The sequence below is a fragment of the Paenibacillus xanthanilyticus genome (genome assembly GCF_042682185.1).
In the GTDB taxonomy this organism is placed as follows: Bacteria; Bacillota; Bacilli; order Paenibacillales; family Paenibacillaceae; genus Paenibacillus_Z; species Paenibacillus_Z xanthanilyticus.
In genome coordinates this window covers 996317-1014036 of sequence record NZ_JBHUHA010000001.1, presented here as the reverse complement: position 1 = coordinate 1014036, position 17720 = coordinate 996317, and the positions used below count along the sequence as shown (strand labels likewise).

The 17720-nt window shown below is 57.9% G+C and carries 14 protein-coding genes; 5 read left to right on the top strand and 9 right to left on the bottom strand.

Features of this window, described 5'->3' with window-relative positions:
- The first annotated feature begins 17 nt into the window (after window positions 1–17).
- The 3 genes from ACFSKT_RS04335 (at window position 18) to ACFSKT_RS04325 (ending at window position 6206) form a co-directional block, all read left to right on the top strand.
- Window positions 18–1841, top strand: coding sequence for a cache domain-containing sensor histidine kinase (locus ACFSKT_RS04335; protein WP_377720569.1), 1824 nt, complete (start codon window positions 18–20; stop codon window positions 1839–1841).
- 1 nt (window position 1842) lies between these two features.
- Window positions 1843–3444, top strand: a complete 1602-nt coding sequence (locus ACFSKT_RS04330; RefSeq protein WP_377720568.1) for a response regulator transcription factor — start codon at window positions 1843–1845, stop codon at window positions 3442–3444.
- A gap of 209 nt (window positions 3445–3653) precedes the next feature.
- Window positions 3654–6206, top strand: a complete 2553-nt coding sequence (locus ACFSKT_RS04325; RefSeq protein ID WP_377720567.1) for an EAL domain-containing protein — start codon at window positions 3654–3656, stop codon at window positions 6204–6206.
- A gap of 323 nt (window positions 6207–6529) precedes the next feature.
- Here ACFSKT_RS04325 and ACFSKT_RS04320 read toward each other — a convergent pair whose 3' ends face one another.
- The 3 genes from ACFSKT_RS04320 to ACFSKT_RS04310 all read right to left on the bottom strand — a co-directional run bounded on the left by ACFSKT_RS04320 (window position 6530) and on the right by ACFSKT_RS04310 (window position 9375).
- Window positions 6530–7132 carry an ANTAR domain-containing response regulator gene (locus ACFSKT_RS04320; protein WP_377720566.1) on the bottom strand — a complete coding sequence of 201 codons (603 nt, stop codon included), beginning with the start codon at window positions 7130–7132 and terminating at the stop codon, window positions 6530–6532.
- Between the two features lie 234 nt (window positions 7133–7366).
- A complete protein-coding gene (locus ACFSKT_RS04315; RefSeq protein ID WP_377720565.1) occupies window positions 7367–8362 on the bottom strand; it encodes a Gfo/Idh/MocA family protein in 996 nt (331 codons plus the stop codon).
- On the bottom strand, window positions 8359–9375 hold the full coding sequence (locus ACFSKT_RS04310) for a Gfo/Idh/MocA family protein (RefSeq protein ID WP_377720564.1): 1017 nt from the start codon (window positions 9373–9375) through the stop codon (window positions 8359–8361). Before ACFSKT_RS04310 ends, ACFSKT_RS04315 begins: the two co-directional genes overlap by 4 nt.
- A 147-nt stretch (window positions 9376–9522) precedes the next feature.
- On the opposite strand from ACFSKT_RS04310, the gene ACFSKT_RS04305 reads away from it, so the two are divergent.
- Entirely contained in the window at window positions 9523–10407 is an 885-nt protein-coding gene (locus tag ACFSKT_RS04305; protein ID WP_377720563.1) for a helix-turn-helix domain-containing protein, read from the top strand.
- A gap of 435 nt (window positions 10408–10842) precedes the next feature.
- On the opposite strand, the gene ACFSKT_RS04300 is transcribed toward ACFSKT_RS04305, so the two are convergent.
- From ACFSKT_RS04300 to ACFSKT_RS04275, 6 genes are all read right to left on the bottom strand, one after another.
- Window positions 10843–12120, bottom strand: a complete 1278-nt coding sequence (locus ACFSKT_RS04300) for a methyl-accepting chemotaxis protein (RefSeq protein WP_377720562.1) — start codon at window positions 12118–12120, stop codon at window positions 10843–10845.
- Window positions 12121–12259: 139 nt separating this feature from the next.
- A complete protein-coding gene (locus tag ACFSKT_RS04295) occupies window positions 12260–13945 on the bottom strand; it encodes a b(o/a)3-type cytochrome-c oxidase subunit 1 (protein WP_377720561.1) in 1686 nt (561 codons plus the stop codon).
- 23 nt (window positions 13946–13968) lie between these two features.
- The gene (locus tag ACFSKT_RS04290; RefSeq protein WP_377720560.1) at window positions 13969–14445 is read right to left on the bottom strand and encodes a cytochrome c oxidase subunit II; all 477 of its coding nucleotides are present in this window, start codon (window positions 14443–14445) and stop codon (window positions 13969–13971) included.
- Between the two features lie 19 nt (window positions 14446–14464).
- On the bottom strand, window positions 14465–14590 hold the full coding sequence (locus tag ACFSKT_RS04285; RefSeq protein ID WP_377720559.1) for a cytochrome c oxidase subunit 2A: 126 nt from the start codon (window positions 14588–14590) through the stop codon (window positions 14465–14467).
- Window positions 14591–14725: 135 nt separating this feature from the next.
- Window positions 14726–15133: a c-type cytochrome gene (locus tag ACFSKT_RS04280; protein WP_377720558.1), complete on the bottom strand. Its 408-nt coding sequence runs from the start codon at window positions 15131–15133 to the stop codon at window positions 14726–14728.
- An 83-nt stretch (window positions 15134–15216) separates the two neighbouring features.
- Window positions 15217–16134 carry a DMT family transporter gene (locus ACFSKT_RS04275; RefSeq protein ID WP_377720557.1) on the bottom strand — a complete coding sequence of 306 codons (918 nt, stop codon included), beginning with the start codon at window positions 16132–16134 and terminating at the stop codon, window positions 15217–15219.
- A gap of 113 nt (window positions 16135–16247) precedes the next feature.
- Here ACFSKT_RS04275 and ACFSKT_RS04270 point away from each other — a divergent pair, with 113 nt between their 5' ends.
- Window positions 16248–17699, top strand: a complete 1452-nt coding sequence (locus ACFSKT_RS04270) for an aminotransferase-like domain-containing protein (protein ID WP_377720556.1) — start codon at window positions 16248–16250, stop codon at window positions 17697–17699.
- The last annotated feature ends 21 nt before the right edge of the window (window positions 17700–17720 follow it).

Sequence of the window (17720 nt, the reverse complement as noted above, 5' to 3'; positions counted from 1 at the left end):
AAGGGGGCATTGGCGCATTGGGTATCTACCGGCTCATTCAAACGTCTGCATTTCGTACCATAAGGGCCAAATTATCGCTCGCTGCGGTTATTTGCATTCTCGTGCCCGCCGTATTGACGATGCTGAGCTATAACGCATTGACGCAGCAGGCGGTCGAACGGCAGGCGCGCGACAACGCCGTCGATGCGATGAGGCTCGTCAACGGCACCGTGGACAACGTGTTCCAGGGGATGCTGAACATTCTGAACTTCATACAAGTCAACCCGGACATGAACGCATACTTCAAGCAGCTGGTGCGCGAGCCGTCGGACGCATCCGATGACTACGGCCGGTTCACCGCGTCGAACCGCGTGCTGCAGCAGCTGGACAGCGTGACCGTGCTCGGGGAGAAAAGCTACATTACCGTTATTTTGACCAATGGCATTACGTTTACGAATTACTCGAAGGACGAGGTGGATCCGCTGATCTACCTGAAGGAGCCTTGGTTCAATGAGCTGAAGGCATTGAGCGGGCTTCAATCGTTCTGGGTCGGTCCGCGGCCGACGATGTTCCCGTACGACAGACCGGACAGCCCGTATCAAATTTCGGTCGCGCGCACGCTGCGTCTGGACAGCTCGCGTATTTACGGCTACGTCGTCGTGACGATGATGGAGACGAAGGTGAGCCGGATATTCGACGGCTTGACGAGCGGTCAGAGCGTAGTGCTCGTGGATGGTCAGGGCAAGGTGCTGTCATCGCCGAAGGCACGGATTAACGTCCCGTTCGATTATTGGGGGCGTCTGGACAGTCACGCCGCTGCGCCCGTCTCGAGCGTCATCCGGGACCAGGGGAAGAAGATGCTGCTGACGAGCGCGAAGCTGTCGTTCAATGATTGGCATCTCGTCGCGACGCAGCCGTACGAGACGGCGATTCTGAACATTAGCGCGATCTTCAAGCGCGTGTTGGTGTTTCAGCTGGTATCCTTCTTCTTCTTCCTGCTCCTGCTGCTGATCTTTATGAGAGCGTTTACGAAGCCGTTGATCAAGCTCGGGAAGGTGTCGTCCGCCGTGCAGCGGGGCAATCTCGAGGTGCGCTCCGGCGTTAGAGGCTCGGATGAAATCGGGCGGCTCGGGTTTCTGTTCGATCAGATGCTGGACCGCATCAAGGAGATGCTCGCGGAGGTGTCTCGCACCCAAGCGCGCAAGCGCAAGGCGGAGCTTGCCATGCTGCAGGCGCAGATCAACCCGCATTTTCTGTTCAACGTGCTGAATTCCATCCGTATGAAGGTGATGCGCGGCGGCGATGCGGAGAGCGCGAAGATGATCGCCTCCCTGTCCAAACTGCTGCGGATGACGATCAGCCGGGAAGAGGACGCGATTACGCTGCACGAGGAATTCGAGCTGCTTGCCCATTACGTGGACCTGATGAACGCCAGGCAGAAAGAGGAAGTCGTCCTCGCCGTGGAGGCCGATCCAGGCGTATTCGACGTGCGGGTGCCGCGTTTCATCCTTCAGCCGCTTGTGGAGAATGCGCTTATTCACGGCCTTAACCGTAGTGCCGGCACGATTCGCGTGCGGGCGGAGATCGAAGCAAAGACGCTCGAATTGACGATCGAGGACGACGGAGCAGGCATGGATGTGGCCGGTCTGCGGCGCCTTCGCGCCGGCTTCGACGGGGAAGCAGACGGCCTGGACGGGAGACAAGAGCGAGGCGCGGGCAGAATGGCCGGGATCGGCGCGGCCAATGTGGCCGAACGGATGCGGATGATGTACGGAGAAGGCATTCGCATCGAAGCCGACAGCCAGCCGGGACGCGGTACGCGAATCAGGTTGAATATTCCGCTTTCGGAGGAGGGAAATTGACATGTATAAGGTCATGCTGGTCGACGACGACTATCCGGTGCTGGAGCTGCTGTCCGAGGCGGTCGATTGGGCGTCGTGCGGACTCCGGTTGGACGGCATGTACGAGAACGGCGAGGCAGCCTGGGCCTCCGCGCAGACTGATCCGCCGGATATCCTGGTTACGGATATCGGGATGCCGAAGATGGACGGACTGGAGCTCGCTGCGAAGATGAAAGGCATGAACCCGTCGATGCGCGTGGCCATCTTATCCTGCCATAGCGAATTTGAATATGCCCGCGAAGCGATGCGATTAAGCATTCAAGATTATTTGCTGAAGGATCAGCTTGAGCCGGAGGATCTTATGCAGGTGCTCGATAAATTCAAACGCGGCTTGGACGGGGAACGCCAATGGATGCGGGAGCAGGACCAGATGAAGCAGCTCGCGGACGAGACGCGCCCGCTCCGCAAGGAGAAGACGTTCCGCGACTTTATTCAACAGCCGATGCTGTCCGCCGACTATTGGCAGACGGAACTGAGCGCTTACGGGCTTCTGCGAGATGGCGGTCATTGCCTCCCGGTAATCGGGTGCCTGGACGACTATAGCGGCGTCAGGCACCGGTTCGCATCCGCTCAGACGCTCGCGTTCGCCGTGAACAATGCCTTGGGGGAGCTTGTGCGCGGTCTGCCGCTGCATGTCGTGCATGTCGGCTATAACGAGCGGCAATCATTGCTGCTCTTCGCCTTCATGCCGGGGATCAAGACCAACGTTGTGGATCAGGTGCAGGAAAGCTTGCGCGTGATCGGACGGTCGCTGGAGCGCGTGCTGAAAATCCGGATGTCGTTCCTCGTCGGCAGCGGCTGCCATACGCCCGAGAAGCTCAAGGTCGCGCTAACCGGCCTAATCGGGGGCGTCGAACAGCGGTTCTATTTAGCCCCGGGCGCGATTGCCAAATGGGAGCCGGGCTTCGCCGTGACAAGCGGGTTATTCGACGATTACGAGCGGGCGGGAGCCGAGATGAGGGAAGCGCTGCTCGCGAGGGACGAGCGGCGGATCGCCGCGATGACGGACGAATGGCGGAGTCGGCTGCTGGCTCGCCGCCATCCTTCCGAGGAGGTCAAGGACTGGGTGCTGAAGCTGCTGATCGATCTGCGTTTGAAGCTTCGCGCCATGCTCTGCTTGTCGTCCTTCGCTACGGCGGAGACGCTGCACAAGGAACTGACTGGATTCGACACGCTTCGCGATTTGTTCGATTGGCTGAAGGCGCATTTGCGCACGTATATCGCCGCCAGACAGGAGGTGCCTGCCGCAGGCAGACGGCGGGAGATTGCCGAGGCGTACACGTACGTGGCGCTGCATCTGGGCCGCAGGATTACACTGGATGAAGTCGCGGCTCATCTCCATATGAATCCGAGTTACTTCAGCCGCTTCTTCAAGAAGGAGACCGGGCAAACCTTCATCGAATACGTAACCCGCGCAAAAATGGAGCGGGCCAAGGAGCTGCTGGACCAAACGAGACATACCGTTCAAGAGATCTGCGACCGGCTTGGCTACGACAACCAAAGCTACTTCATCAAGACGTTCAAGTCGCACGCGGGTATGACGCCGGCCGAGTATCGCGGTTAACGGCGGTAAGGAGAGGGAGGAGACTGTACATAGGTTAAAATCCGGACAGCCGAATGGCTGTCCTCTTTGGCGTTCCGATGACATTATTTTCTCTGTCGAAAAATGACGAATTAGAATGGCGAATTTACGCAGACAATGATAAAATTTTAATATACGGCTTCATCATATTCGAAGGCGTCGATGATACTGATGCGGGAGTTCGAGATCGGATGTCACTTAAAACAAAAATTGCGCTGCTCATCACCTTGTCCATGTCCGTTCTCTTGGCGCTTCACGGCATGTTATCCTTTCTTTCGACAAAGGATATGTTGATCGACAACCTTAATCATAAATTCGGCGTGCTCTCCAGCCAAATGGCGATTAGCGCGGAATTCGCGCAGAATGGCTTCGACGTCGCGCAAGAATCGATGGACGATAAACTGAAATTCGCGTCGCAATCGGCGCAGGCGAGACTGCCGAATCGAATCGCCGACATCTCCAATGCACAATTGGCCGCGCTGACGGAGGAAATGGGCATCACGTCCATTACCTTGTTCGCCGAGGCGAACGGCGGCATCGAATCGCTGCGCGCTTCGAATCCGAAGAATATCGGAATTCGGGCGAGGGAACGGGAGATCTGGGGTGATGCGCTGCAGGAGCTGCTCAACCGTCAGCAGGTCACCGATGCGAACGGGCGAGAGCACCGTCACTACTGGACAAGCTCGTTCACGGACAAAACTTCAGCGGTCGAAAAGAACGAGCGATGGGGATTTTATAACGATGGTTCGACCGACTATTTGCTCAACTTGTTTATTCAGGAAAATTCCTTCGTCAAGCTGAAACGCCAAATGAGCCCGGAGGCTATTTTCGAACGTCAAATGAAGAGCGTGGAAGGGTTGATGGAATATACGATCTTCAACCCGTTAACCATCCGGCAGCTGGTGAACGTGGAGGAGCTGGATAACGCGATGTTCCAGCCTTTGGACAAGCATCCGATCCGCTACGGGACCTACGTTTACCGCAACGGGCAGGATTTCGCCAATATCGCGAAGGCTTGGGAGTCTAACCTTCAAGTAACCGAGATCACGAAGGCGCTGGGACGGAAAATTCTGAAGAGCTATATCCCGCTTCAGACTAATCCCCCTTACGTGCTTGCCATCGTCTACGATTACGATATCGTGGATCAAGAGCTGAATCACCGGATGCTATTGGATATCGAGCGTTTCGGCATTATGCTGCTGCTGCTGTTCGCGGTGTCTTATTTGTTGGCGGGATTCCTGTTGAATCCGATCAAACGGCTGCTTCGCGGGGTGGAAGAGATTGCCAAAGGAAATTTCGGCCAAATCATTCACGTACGCCGCCGGGACGAGCTGGGGCAACTGACCGAGCGGTTCAATCTGCTCTCGACCAGTCTGCTGAATACGATGAGCGAGCTGAACCAGAAGAACGAAGACGCGCTTCACGTCGCGTATCACGATTCCTTAACGGGGCTCTATAACCGCCTTGCGTTCCAGCGCGAGCTGGCCAGACGATTCAAGGAACAATCGGAAAGTCCGTTCTATCTGGCCTTCATCGACGTGGACCGGTTCAAGAACGCGAACGATCTATACGGTCATGGGATGGGCGATGCGCTGCTGAAGGAGATCGCGACGCGCATCTTGGATACGCTCCCTGAGGACGCGATCGTTTATCGAATGGGCGGAGACGAGTTTATCGTCTGCCTGTCCCGAACCGACGAGGAACAGACGCTCGCCTATGCCAAGAGCTTGCTGGCGAGATTAGCGAGACCGTTCGCCTGGGAAGGCAATGCCTTCATGACCACGGTCAGTATCGGAATCAGCAGCTACCCGGCGGACGGCCGTTCGGAAGACGTGCTGATCTCTTCGGCCGACGTGGCGATGTTCAAGGCGAAGCAGCAGGGCGGGAACGCCTACACGCTGTTTAATCGCAAAATGCAAGAGGAACTGCAGCGCCGGATCGTCATCGAGACCGGCCTCCGCGTAGCGCTGGAGCAAAAGCAGTTCTCGCTCGTCTATCAGCCGCTGGTCGATCTGCAGAGCGGCCGAATCGTCAGCAACGAAGCGTTGATTCGCTGGACGCATCCGGAGCTTGGCTTCGTCTCTCCGGTCGAATTCATCGCGATCGCCGAGGAGACGGGGATGATCGGCGACATCGGGTTGTGGACGCTTCAGGAAGCCTGCAGACAAACGAAAAATTGGCAGCGCAAAGGGCGCAGGCAGCTAGGCGTAGCCGTGAATTTGTCGGGCAAGCAATTTCTGGAGCCGGACCTGGTGGCGAATGTGCGCGCCGTACTGGAGAGCACGCGGCTTGATCCTTCCTGCCTGACGCTCGAAATTACCGAGAATGTGGCCATTTATAACGAGGATCACGTCATCCAGACGCTGAAGGAGCTGAAGGCGCTTGGGATTCGGATCGCGTTGGACGACTTCGGTACCGGCTATTCCTCGCTGAGTTACTTGGCGAGATTTCCGATGGACGTGCTCAAGATCGACAAGTCGTTCGTGCAGAACGAGAACGAGGACGAGAAGGAGATCGTCAAGACGATTATCGCGATGGCGCATAGCTTGAAGCTGCGCGTCACCGCGGAGGGCGTCGAGACGCAGCAGCAGCTGGCATACTTGCGGCAGGAAGCGTGCGATGTTCTTCAGGGCTATCTGCTGAGCAAGCCGAGACCGGCTGCGGATTGGACGGAAGCATTCATTAGGAATTACGATCCGCTTCGCCCGGATTTCGAGACCGTCGTTCAGCCCGAAGCGCCGTGATGGCAACCCAACACAAAAACGGAACAGCCGCCGATATGGCGAGTGTTCCGTTTTTTGTTGTTTTGGAATCTAAACCGACTGAAGCTTTGTCCGCAAGGACAAAAGCGTGCCAGCTCGAAACAACCCGCCGACCGCGAACAAACATGTCAGCACGAAGAAGGGAGTCCAGAGGGCAAAGCCCTTTGGAGCCTCCTCGGCGGAGGAGGTGGGAGGAGGGAGCCGCAAAAGTGGGGTCAACGGGGCGTAGCCCTTCTTAACCTGACAGCAGTGGCGGAGGGGGAAAGGGAAGGGCGAAAAAACGGGTTATAAAAGGGCGAAGCCCTTTATTCACCGTTCAGCAGCTGGTAGGCGTTGACGACGGAAGCCGCGACGTCCGCGATGCGCCTGCGTTCGTTCATGGCCTGCTTGCGGAGCATCTCGTACGCTTCGGCCTCCGGGATGTTCCTCGTGCTGGCGAGCAGGCCCTTCGCCCGCTCGATCCATTTGCGATCCTCCAGTCGGGTGAGCAGCTGCTCCCGCTCTTTCGCCCATTGCCGACGGGTTTGGAACAGCCGCACGCTGAACAATAACGCCCATTCGAGCTCGGCGGTGCTCATGCCGGAAGTGAGGATGCCGTCAGCCGTGATGCCGCCTTGGTAAGCGGAGGGCTTTATGTTGGCGGTATGCTCGGACAACCACCATAACATCGGAATCGCGCGGTGGGCGGTTAACGGCTCCCTCCATTCGGAGAATTCCGAGACCGGAACGTCGAGTACGCAGGCCTCCGCGCCCGACAATAGGGGGAGGGCTTGCTCGCAGGTGGACGCGGCACTCACCTGATAACCGCTCCGGAGCAGGACGGCTGCCGCCGATGCGGGGGACTGGAAGCCATGGCTTTCATCCCGGGACGGCGCTTTCCGATTTTCAATCACGACTAAGGCTCGCATGCTCCGAACTCCTTTTGGTTAGTTATGTAACATTATATAACGTAATTTTCCGTTGTCTATCCGATTTTTAATTTATTTTTTGTTTGTGTTATATTTGTTGACGCATCAATGGTGAAGGTGCCGAAGTTGTTGTCCATCAAGCACGATGTACGCAGAAGCTATTGATCGGACCGAAAGACAGAAGAGAGCCGCTCGACCGAGCGGCTCTCTTCTGTCTTTCCTTCTATCTATTCGTTACGACCCTATCAATGGAATCGCGCGGCCGGCTTCCATAGACCGGTATCCCGTTAGCGCGACTAGCGCCGCGCGCTGGCCGTCTTCGCCGCTGATCGGCACGGGCTCCCCGCGGCGTATCGCTTCAATGAAGGCCTGGACCAAATGCGCGTCCATATCGTCTCCCCAATAGTCCCATCTTCCTTGCCCGGCGGACTGGCTGTACACCTCGTTCTTCTGGGCGAGCGCGTCGACGAAGATCGAACCGCGCGTGCCGGTGATTTCCATGGTGACGTCACCCCAGGTCGGGTAAGGCGCCTGTCGCGACCAGCTCGTATCGACGACGCCAATCGCGCCGCTGTCGAATCGGACGTGGATCATGCCGGCATCGTCCACGCCAAGCCCGGGCTGAAACAGATTGGCCGCGTAGGCATAGACAGAGACCGCCTGGGCGCCGGTTATCCAGTGCATGAGGTCCATCACGTGAACGGTATGGTCGAGCAGCGCGCCGCCGCCGGATAATTCAGGGCGGACGAACCAGCCGCCGGGACAGGTTCCGCGGTTCGTGCCTTTGATGGCGATGATGTCGCCAATCTCGCCTTGATCGATCAGTCGTTTGGCTTCCCGAACGGCAGGGAGGTATCGGCAGGGGAAGACGGTCATCAGCTGGACGCCTTGTTCGCGGCAGGCGAGTATCATCGCGTCCATCTGCTCCGGCGTTACGCCAAGCGGCTTCTCGCACAAGACGTGCGCGCCGCTTCCGGCGGCTGCGATCGCATGCTCGGCGTGAAGCGCGTTCTCGGAGCAGATGACGACGGCATCCAAGCCGAGCGCGAGCAGCTGCGCGTAATCTGCAAAGTAGGGGACGCCGTATTCATCCGCAAGCGACTGGACGCGTGCGCGCTCCGGGTCCGCGATGCCGGAGATGACCACGCCAGGCATGCGGCGAAGCGCGTGAAAATAGGCGAATGCATGCCCGTGGGCAAAGCTGATCATGCCGATTCGTATCGGTTTCATCGGTGACCTCCTCCTCGGTTGCCTTGAGCGGTTGGAGCGAGCTGCACGGGATGGCCGATCCGACTGCTCTCTTTGGCGGCGAGCGCGATCTCAAGCGCCTGCAGCGCATCTTCGGCCGTGACGATCGGCTGGACTTCGCCGCGTATGCACGCGATAAAATGCCTCAGTTCAAGCTCGTATGGCGTTTGAAAGCCCGGGCTGCCCGGTATGGCGTCGAATGGACCGCTTTCCGATGCCGAGGCTTTTCTGTGCACGCGTATCGAGCTGCTGTCCAAGCTGCTGGCCTGTACGATGCCGCCGCTCCCGGCAAGCTCGGCTTTCGTCTGGAACGGCCCCGGGTAGCCCCAGTACGCTTCGACGTTCGCGACGGCGCCGCTTTCGAATTCAAGCGTGACGAGCGCGTATTCGAGATGCTCGTCGTGGCGGACCATCGCGAATACCCGGGCGACTTCGCCGAACGACCAACGCAGAAAATCCAGATCATGGATCATGAAATCGACGATGACGCCTCCGCTTTTGGCTTCGTCCGCATACCAAGGATGCGTCGCGGCGGGATGCTCGCCTTTGCGTGAGGCATGCGCGACGCCTGGGGAGCCAATCGCGCCGTTATCCAACGCCCGTTTCAATTGGACATAATCCGGGGAGAAACGAACGACGTGACCGATGAACAATCGTACTCCGTTCGCCTCGCAGACCTCGATCATCTCGCGCGCGTCTTCCGCCGTAAGCGCGATCGGCTTCTCGCAGACGACGTGCTTCCCCGCGCGGGCGGCTTGGACGGCGTACGCATGATGAAGCCAGCTCGGCACCGCGATACTGACGACGTCGAACTCCGCTTCTCCAAGCATGACGTCAAAATCAGCGTAGGCGGCGACGCCCAGCTCTTCGGCCAAACGATGCGCCTGGCCGGCATCGATATCGCAAACCGCCGTCAACTCCACTCCCTCTATTCCGGCGTATGCGCGCGCGTGGACGTGGCCCAGCCCGCCGCAGCCCAATACGGCAACTTTCATCGAACAGCCCCCTTGTCATGGAGAGATCGCCTGGAACGGCGTGCAATTACTCCATTTGATGGTACAATCAAACCATTAGCTTGAATATGCGGCTTTTTATCCGGTTTCTCTTCTTTTTTAACATGCGCGGCGGGAGTGATGGAGGCTGTGAGAACGTTTCAGGAACCGATTCGCTATCAGGATGCTCGCCTTCGCCTGAAGGTGTGGACCTTCGCTTATACCGGCGTTGGCGATGCCGGCGCGACCATCTGGCATTATCACAAGGAAGTGGAGTTTATTCTGGTGCTGGACGGGGAGCTTGCGGTCTTCACGCCGAACAACCGCTATCCGCTGCAAAGCGGAGACGTCGTCGTGATCGGGAGCAATCAGCTGCACCGCTCGCGGACGCCGCAAGGCCAAGAGGTTCGTTACGTGGTGCTTCATGTGGATCTCAGCACCTATTTCGACCCGGCGATGATGCATTATTCGCGGCACTTTATGGAGGTGCTCCACCCGCTGGAGGCACTGAATTATATCTTTCGGGAGTCGGCTTGCGCACGCAGCGAAGCCGGGGAAGTGCTGCTGCGTATCCACGACGAGGTCATCGGTCAGCCGAAAGGCTATGAGATTGCGGTCAGCATGTCGATCAAACAGCTGCTCTTGACGCTGCTGCGTCATGACGATCGGGAGCTGCTTCAACCGCACGAAGGGATCGAAGCCGGCCTGCTCGGCAAAATCGCGGAGTACGTCGATTCGCACTTGGGCAGTCGGATCGATATGGGAAGCGTAAGCGAATTGGCGGGAATGAGCTACGTTTATTTTTCGAAGTATTTCAAGCGCAAAACCGGACTCGCCTTCACGGACTACGTCAATCGGAAGCGAATCGCCCGCGCCGAACAGCTGCTTATCGTGGAAGGCTTGAGCGCGAATGCGGCGGCAATTGCGGTCGGCATCGAGAACATGTCGCATTTCTATGCGCTGTTCAAGCGGTTCAGCGGCTGCACGCCGAAGCAATTCCAGAGCAGAATCGGCCGTGTAGGCAAGCGAACGTGAAGCATGGCGGGCGGCGAGCACCGGCATTCCGGGAGTGTCGCGAATAAAGAAGCCGATTCGAAGCGCCAGCGTCTACGGGCGTCCGAATCGGCTTTTGGGTTGGAGCAAAACCGCCTCATGCGGCCGGGCGGCCGTTGGCGGTAGAAGGCGGTGGAGCGGGGGATAAGCGAGTGATGGTTCGGAGTTGAGGCCGGGCGGCCGATGGGGAAAGGGGAGGAGCATTTCTAACCTGGGGGCCTTTCATGCGCAGCATTGGCGGGCGCCTATATGCTTGCGTTTGTGTCGAGGGGGATGGTTGCGTGTGCGTTCGTTTGTTTCTTTCTTGTCATTATCTTAGCACTTGCCTCGAACCTGTCGGTAGAGGAGAGGGTTCCCGAAGTTCAGGAAAAAAGAAACCAAGATCCGGGAATCGCCCTCGGGAGTTCCCCGCGCGAGTTATACCGTAAACTGCTCGATGCCGTTCTTCAAACGGGCGAATTGACCGCGCAGCTTCGAAGCGGTCTCCGCGATCTCCTTCATATTCGCCTGGGAGCTCTCGGAAGCGGCATGCACGATTCGGGCGCCGTCTTCGATCAATCCCGCCACGCTCGCCACTTCCTGGGCTTCTTTATGCGTATTGAGGACATGCTCCACTTGGCTGGACGCCATGTCGGCGATTGCGCTTACCGCCCCGCGCATCAGATCGGCCTCGCCGGTCATGCTCGCGATGGCCTCGGCTGCCGCTTTGCCGCTTGCGGCTTCATGGATCGCGAGGTCGTATTGTTCGCGGATCCGGTTAACCGTCTGCTCCGTCTCGTGTTGGATTTGGAGCGTCGTCCGTGTAATGGACTGCACGGCGGACGCGCTCTGCTCGGCCAGCTTCTTCACTTCTTGCGCCACGATCGTGAAGCCTCTGCCGTGTTCGCCGGCGCGTGCCGCTTCGATCGCCGCGTTCAAGGCGAGCAAATTCGTCTGATTGGCAATTTCTTCGACCAGCGCGGAGATCGCCATGATTTCGCCGGCATGTTGATCTAACTGCTGCACGGCGCGAAGCGATTCTTCGTTGGAAGCCGCGATGCGGGTGATGCCGTCGATTAGATTGCCGAGTTTGGCCGCGCCCGCATGGGTGACCTCAGCCATGCGCTGGGCGGATCCCTCCGCTTGGCGAGCCCACTGGCTCATCGTTTCGACCTGTCCGGTCATATGTTCGACGGAGCGCAGGGCGGAGACCGAGGACTGCGATTGCTGCTGAGCGCCGCTCGCGATGAGTTGGGCTTGGGTCGTCGAGGACAGCACCTGATCGAGCGCCTGATTCATCGACGATCGGAGGTGATCGATTTGCTCGTCCGCTTCATCGGAGTGATGCGACACTTCGCGAATCATCCCCCGGAGATTCTGAATCATCGCGTTGAAGGAAATATAGAGGGATTCCAGCTCGTCCCGGGACTTCAAGTCCGGCAATTCGACCTGCAGATTGCCAGCCGATGCTTGTTCAGAGGCCTCCTGCAGACGGATCAGCGGCTTGATCATGGCGCGCGCCGCGAACCAGCCAAGGAAGCAGGTCCAGAATATCCCGAGCGCAAGCGTGCCGAGGATAAACGCCCAATCCGGCAGCACGGAGCCGATTCGATCCTTCAGCACGAAGATGAAGAAGGCGCTCGTACTGTAAGTAGAGATGGAGACGGCGATAAGTCCGAATAAAATTTTTTTCATGAGTCCGAAACGTACATTCATATGGTTGCTCCCCTTATGCGCATCTAGTCCGGTCGCAGACCGATCTACTAATAATTATCGGCTGGGGAGTCGAAAAAATGAAATAAAACCCGGGCTGCCCTAAATTTTGGCCCGGGTTTCCTACAATAAAGCAGTGTCACTACCAGCTTCGGTAGGGAGCGGATTCATGTTCGTCGTGTTTGACCATTTGGATAACGGGCGCGGTATAGGCGATCAAGACGAGCACCACCGTAATCGCCACCCATACGGACCATCGTTCCAGAATCGCCGGAGGCTTCACCGCTTGTTCCGGCTGCTTCAGCACGGCGATCGGGTAGACGAAGCCTTCCTCTTCGCGCCTAGGCGCGAACAGCCACAGATAGAGCGCGATGAACAAGAACAGGAGCACGCCGACGAACAGAAACATGCTGCCGATGCCCATCAAGACGCGATAAGGCTCCCAGCTCTCTACGACAGGATGGTCCTGATAGGTCGAATACGCAATCCGCCGGGGCTCGCCCAACAGACCAACGATGTGCATGCTGACCGACATGAGCATCATGCCGATGACCCATACCCAAGTTTGAACGATTCCCAGCCGGTTCGCGAAGCGGTTGAGCGTTCTCCCCGTCAATGCGGGCAGGAGCCAATACGCGATGGCGAAGAAGGTAAGCGCGACGGTCGAGGCGATCGTCAGGTGAAAGTGCCCCGTAATCCAAAGCGTGTTGTGGACCACCTGGTCCAGCTGATAGCTGGCATTGACGATGCCCCCGGCGCCTGCCGGGATGAAGATGAGCATGCCCATGAAGGTCGTGAAGAACCGGGCGTCTCCCCAGGGGAGTTTCTTCAGCCAGCCGAATAAGCCCTTCGCCCCTTGCTCGCGGCCGGCCAGCTCGAAAGTAGCCACCATCGAAAAAGCAGTCAGCAGGGACGGTATGACGACGGCCATCGTGAGCACGACCTGCAGGAACTTCCAGAACGACGCGATGCCCGGCTCCATCAATTGATGGTGGAAGCCGACCGGGACGGAATACAGAATAAACAGCACAAAGGTCAAGCGCGGCAGCGAGTCGCTGAACAAATGGCCTTTGATGATGTGCGGAATGCTGATGTACCAGAAGATGTACGCGGGCAGCAGCCAAAAATAAACGAGCGGATGTCCGAAATACCAGAACAGCGTCCGGCTGAGCGCGACGTTAATCTTCGGTTCCCAGCCAAGCGACCACGGGATGAGCTGGAAGACAACCTCCACGGCGACGCCGACCGAACAGACGTCCCATAAGATCATCGTCGCGACCGCCATGTAGGCGAACAGGGGCGTAGTCTCTCCCTTGTGCTTCTTGCGCCACTTGCCGTAAGCGAGGAACACGGCGATGCTGCCCAACCAGCTGCCAACCACGACGAGCGCCAATCCGATATAGAAGAGCGGGTCGGCTTGCAGCGGCGCGTAGAACGTATAGAGGACGCTGGCGTCGTTGGTGATGATCTCGTATGCGGCCATGAGCGTGCCGACGACCATCATGTAATAGCCGATCCAGGCGAAGCTGCGCGCGCCGCTCGTCAGATCGCCGTCCAGCGTCCGTGCCAAGCCCGAGTACAGGAACCCCATGATGAAGAAGGTCGTGAAGATCAGCGCCATCATAACCCCGTGCACGGTAAGCAGCTGATAATATCCAATCGCGCCGGGCAGATCGATATAGCCGTTGCGCTGCAGCCCCTGCAGCAAACCCGCGATCGCGCCTAGAAATAAAGCGAAGAACGAGAAGCCGAAATGGGCTAAGATGAGGTTGGCATCCTTTCGGCTGAAGCGGAACAAAGTGTCTTGAATGGCCGGATTATCCTGCATATGCGTTCCTCCAGTAATCGTCATTACGCTTGTACGATCAATTTGCCCATCATCAGGTGATGGCCGACCCCGCAATATTCGTTGCACAGCATCAAATAGTCGCCCGCTTTGCGAAACGTATACGTGAACTCGGTGATATGGCCGGGCACGATCATCATGTTCACGTTCGTGCCGGGTATGAGTAGACCATGGACCACGTCGGGCGTCGTGATGCGGAAGTGGACAGTGCTGCCTTCGGGGATGTTAACTTCACCCGGCGCGAAAGCGAATACCTGACCGAGCATCACCAATTCGTACTCCTTTTCGCCGATCTGCTTCAGGCCCGGCGCGTCGAAGGGCGGGGTTTGCATGGCTTGCGCGGGCACGATCGTGTCCATATGGCCGGGCGCGTCGAGACCGAGCCCGACCGCCATGAAGCCGAGTATGGCCAGGAAGACGACGAGCGACGCCGCCCCCAACGTCAGCCAAATTTTCTCATAACGCGGCATGTGCTTAAACATTCGCATGCTCCTCCTTTTCTTACGATTGGCTGATATACAAGACGAAGATCGCGATCCAAAGCAAAAGTATGAACAAACCGATAGCTAGCACGAAATAGAAGGAGCCTTTCAGCGATTCGTCGTGATCCGTTTGTTGTTTGCCCACGTTATCCCGTCCTTCCTTGCTTATTTACACGTAGAGTTAGCAACCCCGAGGTGTTTTATACAGAAAAAGGAACCCTGACTAGGGTTCCTTATTGCTCATTGATAGGATCGTTACCGACGTACGTCATGCGACTGCTTACTTCTTGGCGTACAGCCACTCGGACAGGGCGTTGATTTCCTCGTCGCTGAGCGTGCCTTTGAACGCCATCATGCCGTTGCCGCCGTTGGCGATCTGATTTTTGATTTCCTCCAGGGTGCGGCGCGCCCCCACTTGCTGCAAGTTGCTGTTCGGACCCATGTTTCCTTTCAAGTCTACTGCATGACAAGACACGCAATTCGCCTTGTAGATCTCCTCGACGTTCAAGGTTGTCGCCGTGCCGGCATTGCCCGTCGTCCCGGCATTGCCGGTTGTCGCGCCATCCTCCGTCGTCGTGCCCGTATTCGGGGTGCCGGTATTGGTGCCGGAATCGTCGTTATTCCCTCCGCAGCCCGAGATCATGATGCCGAACGCGAGCAGCAGCACCCCTAATTTAATATGTCTCATTGCCAAGCCTCCTGAGCGGTGATAGGTACTCAGGCTTAGCATGTGTCGATCGTGGGCTTTCTCATGCAGGGGCTGGGCAAGAATCACGTCGACTGCCGGCTGACCGTCGTTCTGCGCAGACGCAGGCGCCATTCCTGCCAGTTGGTCAGCACGATGCCGGCTAACACGAGCGCGCTGCCGGCAACCGAATAGCCGGATAGTCGTTCATCGTACAGGGCGGCGCCGAGACCGAGGGCAATGATCGGCGACACATACAGCCAGGTGGAGGGGAAGAACGCGTTCGTCGCCTTCAACAGCCATGCATACAAGCTATGACCCAGCATGGAGCCGACGACGATCAGATAGATCAGCGAACCGGCGGCAGCCCACGAGCCGAACGCCGCTGGATGGATCTCCTCGGTAAAGGCCGACAACAGCAGCAGCGTCAGTCCGCCGAACATCATCTGAATGGCATTGACCGTTATCGGAGGCGTCTTCTTCGCCTCCATCATAACCTTGCGGGTGAACAAGCTTCCGGCTGCGTAGCCCAGCTCGCCCAGCAGCACGAGCAGACAGCTGAGCAGCCAGAGCGCGTCGGTGCCGATGCCCAGCTTGGGGAGCAGAAGGACGAATACGCCCGCGAAGCCGACCGCGCAGCCGAGAAAAGCGCCTCCTGGCGGCGACTGCCTGGCAACCGCGCTTTGCAGCACGAGAATCATCATCGGACCGGTAGCGGACAGCATGGCCGCGATACCGGAATCGATATGCTGCTCCGCCCAATACAGCGTGGCGAAGGTGAAGAATGTGCTTCCTAGGCCGATAAGCCATAATTTTCGATCCAGGAGCATGCGCGGCGTAGCCTTGCGCTTCGCAAGAAGCCATAGGAACAGAATCAATCCCGCTATAAAAAAGCGGAGACCGGCCGAGAAGAAGGGAGGCATTCCCGACTCGACTCCGATTTTGATGGCCAGGAACGTCGTGCCGAAAATCGCGCACATGAGCAAATAAGCGGTAAGTATCATAGCGTTTCCTCCTTTTTGTATACTATAATAGGCAGCAATAGAACAGATAGAAGATGAATAGAACAGATGAGGCGTCAGGTTGGGTTGACGCAATTGCAAAGGAGTGGGTGCCCATGACATCGATCGGGAGCATGCGGGGGGAAGCAGCGGTCAGCCAGCGGACGACGAAATCGGTATACGAGGCTATCGTGCGCGGGATTCAAACCGGACGCTGGCTGCCGGGCGGCAAGCTTCCGTCCGTCCGGGAGATGGGCGAGCTGATGCAGGTGAATCGGCTTACGGCGTTGAAGGCATATCGGCAGCTCGCGGAGGAAGGTCTGGTAGAGGCCAAATACAAGTCGGGATACTACGTCCACAAGCACGACTCGAAAGCGGGCGTATCTCCGCAGGAGGAACAATGGGACTACCCCGCGCGTTCGCTCTATGTCAACCGGAGCCGTCTGTCCGACATTCACCGCCAGCAGGTGGACTTTCAAATGTCGGAGGCGCTGATTGATCCGAATTTACTGCCGAATGCGTATTTGTCCAATTACGTGAAGCAAGTGTTCGACCTGTATCCGCGGGTGCTAAGCACCTATTCCACCGTATTGGGCGACGCGGAGCTTCGGGAGGAACTAGCCGGCTTTTTCATGGCCCAACACGGCATCAGCGTGCGTCCGGACGAGCTGCTCATCACGACAGGGTCGCAGCAGGCGATCGATCTGGTTTCTCGCGCGCTGGCCAAGCCGGGCGATAAGGCGCTCATCGAGAGGCCGACGTATTCGCCGGCGATCGACGCGTTCCAGCAGCAGGGCATCACGCTCCTGCCGGTGGCGATCACGCCGGAAGGCTATGACCTGGATGAAGTCGAACGGCTCATGAAGGCCGAGCGGCCTCGCTTGTTCTACATGAATCCAACCTTTCAAAATCCGACGGGGTATACCGTGCCCGCCGAGCAGCGCAAGCGACTGGTGGAACTGGCGGAGCGTTATCAGTGTCTGCTCGTGGAGGACGACGTCTACCACGATATTTACTTCGGAAGCCCGCCGCCCCCGCCGTTATTCTTTTACGACACGGAAGGGTACGTGCTCTACATTCGAAGCTTCAGCAAGTATGTGGCGCCCGGTCTGCGCATCTCCGTGCTTGCCGCGCGTCCCGCGCTAATGGACGCCATCGCGCCGGTCAAGGCGTTATCGGACAACGGCACGCCGCTCCTCAATCAGAAAATATTCCAGCATTACTTCTTCTCCAAGCGGCTGCAGGAGCATGTCGCCAAGCTTCGCACGGCATTGGAGCTTCGGAAGGCCGTGATGGAGAACCAGCTGTCGCATACCGGCTGGGAATGGGCTAGCCCGGACGGAGGACTGAATTTGTGGGTTAGGCTGCCGGACGATATCCCGGTAGAGGAGCTGCTGCGCCGCGCGCTGTCCCAGTCGATCGCGTTCGTGCCGGGGAGCATCTGCGATCCGCTGGGCGGCATGAACGACCGGATTAGGCTGAGTTATTCGTACTTGAACGAGACGAATTTAGCGGAAGGGATACGCCGGTTAATCGCAATCGCGGAAGAGATTCGCGCGGAGCATTGAAGCTCGCGGCGTAAAGAAACG

Bases quoted from the DNA above. Each gene is read 5' to 3' on its own strand.
- ACFSKT_RS04295 (WP_377720561.1), bottom strand. From the start codon at position 13,945: ATGCAGGATAATCCGGCCATTCAAGACACTTTGTTCCGCTTCAGCCGA.
- ACFSKT_RS04325 (WP_377720567.1), top strand. From the start codon at position 3,654: ATGTCACTTAAAACAAAAATTGCGCTGCTCATCACCTTGTCCATGTCC.
- ACFSKT_RS04270 (WP_377720556.1), top strand. From the start codon at position 16,248: ATGACATCGATCGGGAGCATGCGGGGGGAAGCAGCGGTCAGCCAGCGG.
- ACFSKT_RS04300 (WP_377720562.1), bottom strand. From the start codon at position 12,120: ATGAATGTACGTTTCGGACTCATGAAAAAAATTTTATTCGGACTTATC.
- ACFSKT_RS04310 (WP_377720564.1), bottom strand. From the start codon at position 9,375: ATGAAAGTTGCCGTATTGGGCTGCGGCGGGCTGGGCCACGTCCACGCG.
- ACFSKT_RS04280 (WP_377720558.1), bottom strand. From the start codon at position 15,133: ATGAGACATATTAAATTAGGGGTGCTGCTGCTCGCGTTCGGCATCATG.
- ACFSKT_RS04275 (WP_377720557.1), bottom strand. From the start codon at position 16,134: ATGATACTTACCGCTTATTTGCTCATGTGCGCGATTTTCGGCACGACG.
- ACFSKT_RS04290 (WP_377720560.1), bottom strand. From the start codon at position 14,445: ATGTTTAAGCACATGCCGCGTTATGAGAAAATTTGGCTGACGTTGGGG.
- ACFSKT_RS04315 (WP_377720565.1), bottom strand. From the start codon at position 8,362: ATGAAACCGATACGAATCGGCATGATCAGCTTTGCCCACGGGCATGCA.
- ACFSKT_RS04320 (WP_377720566.1), bottom strand. From the start codon at position 7,132: ATGCGAGCCTTAGTCGTGATTGAAAATCGGAAAGCGCCGTCCCGGGAT.
- ACFSKT_RS04330 (WP_377720568.1), top strand. From the start codon at position 1,843: ATGTATAAGGTCATGCTGGTCGACGACGACTATCCGGTGCTGGAGCTG.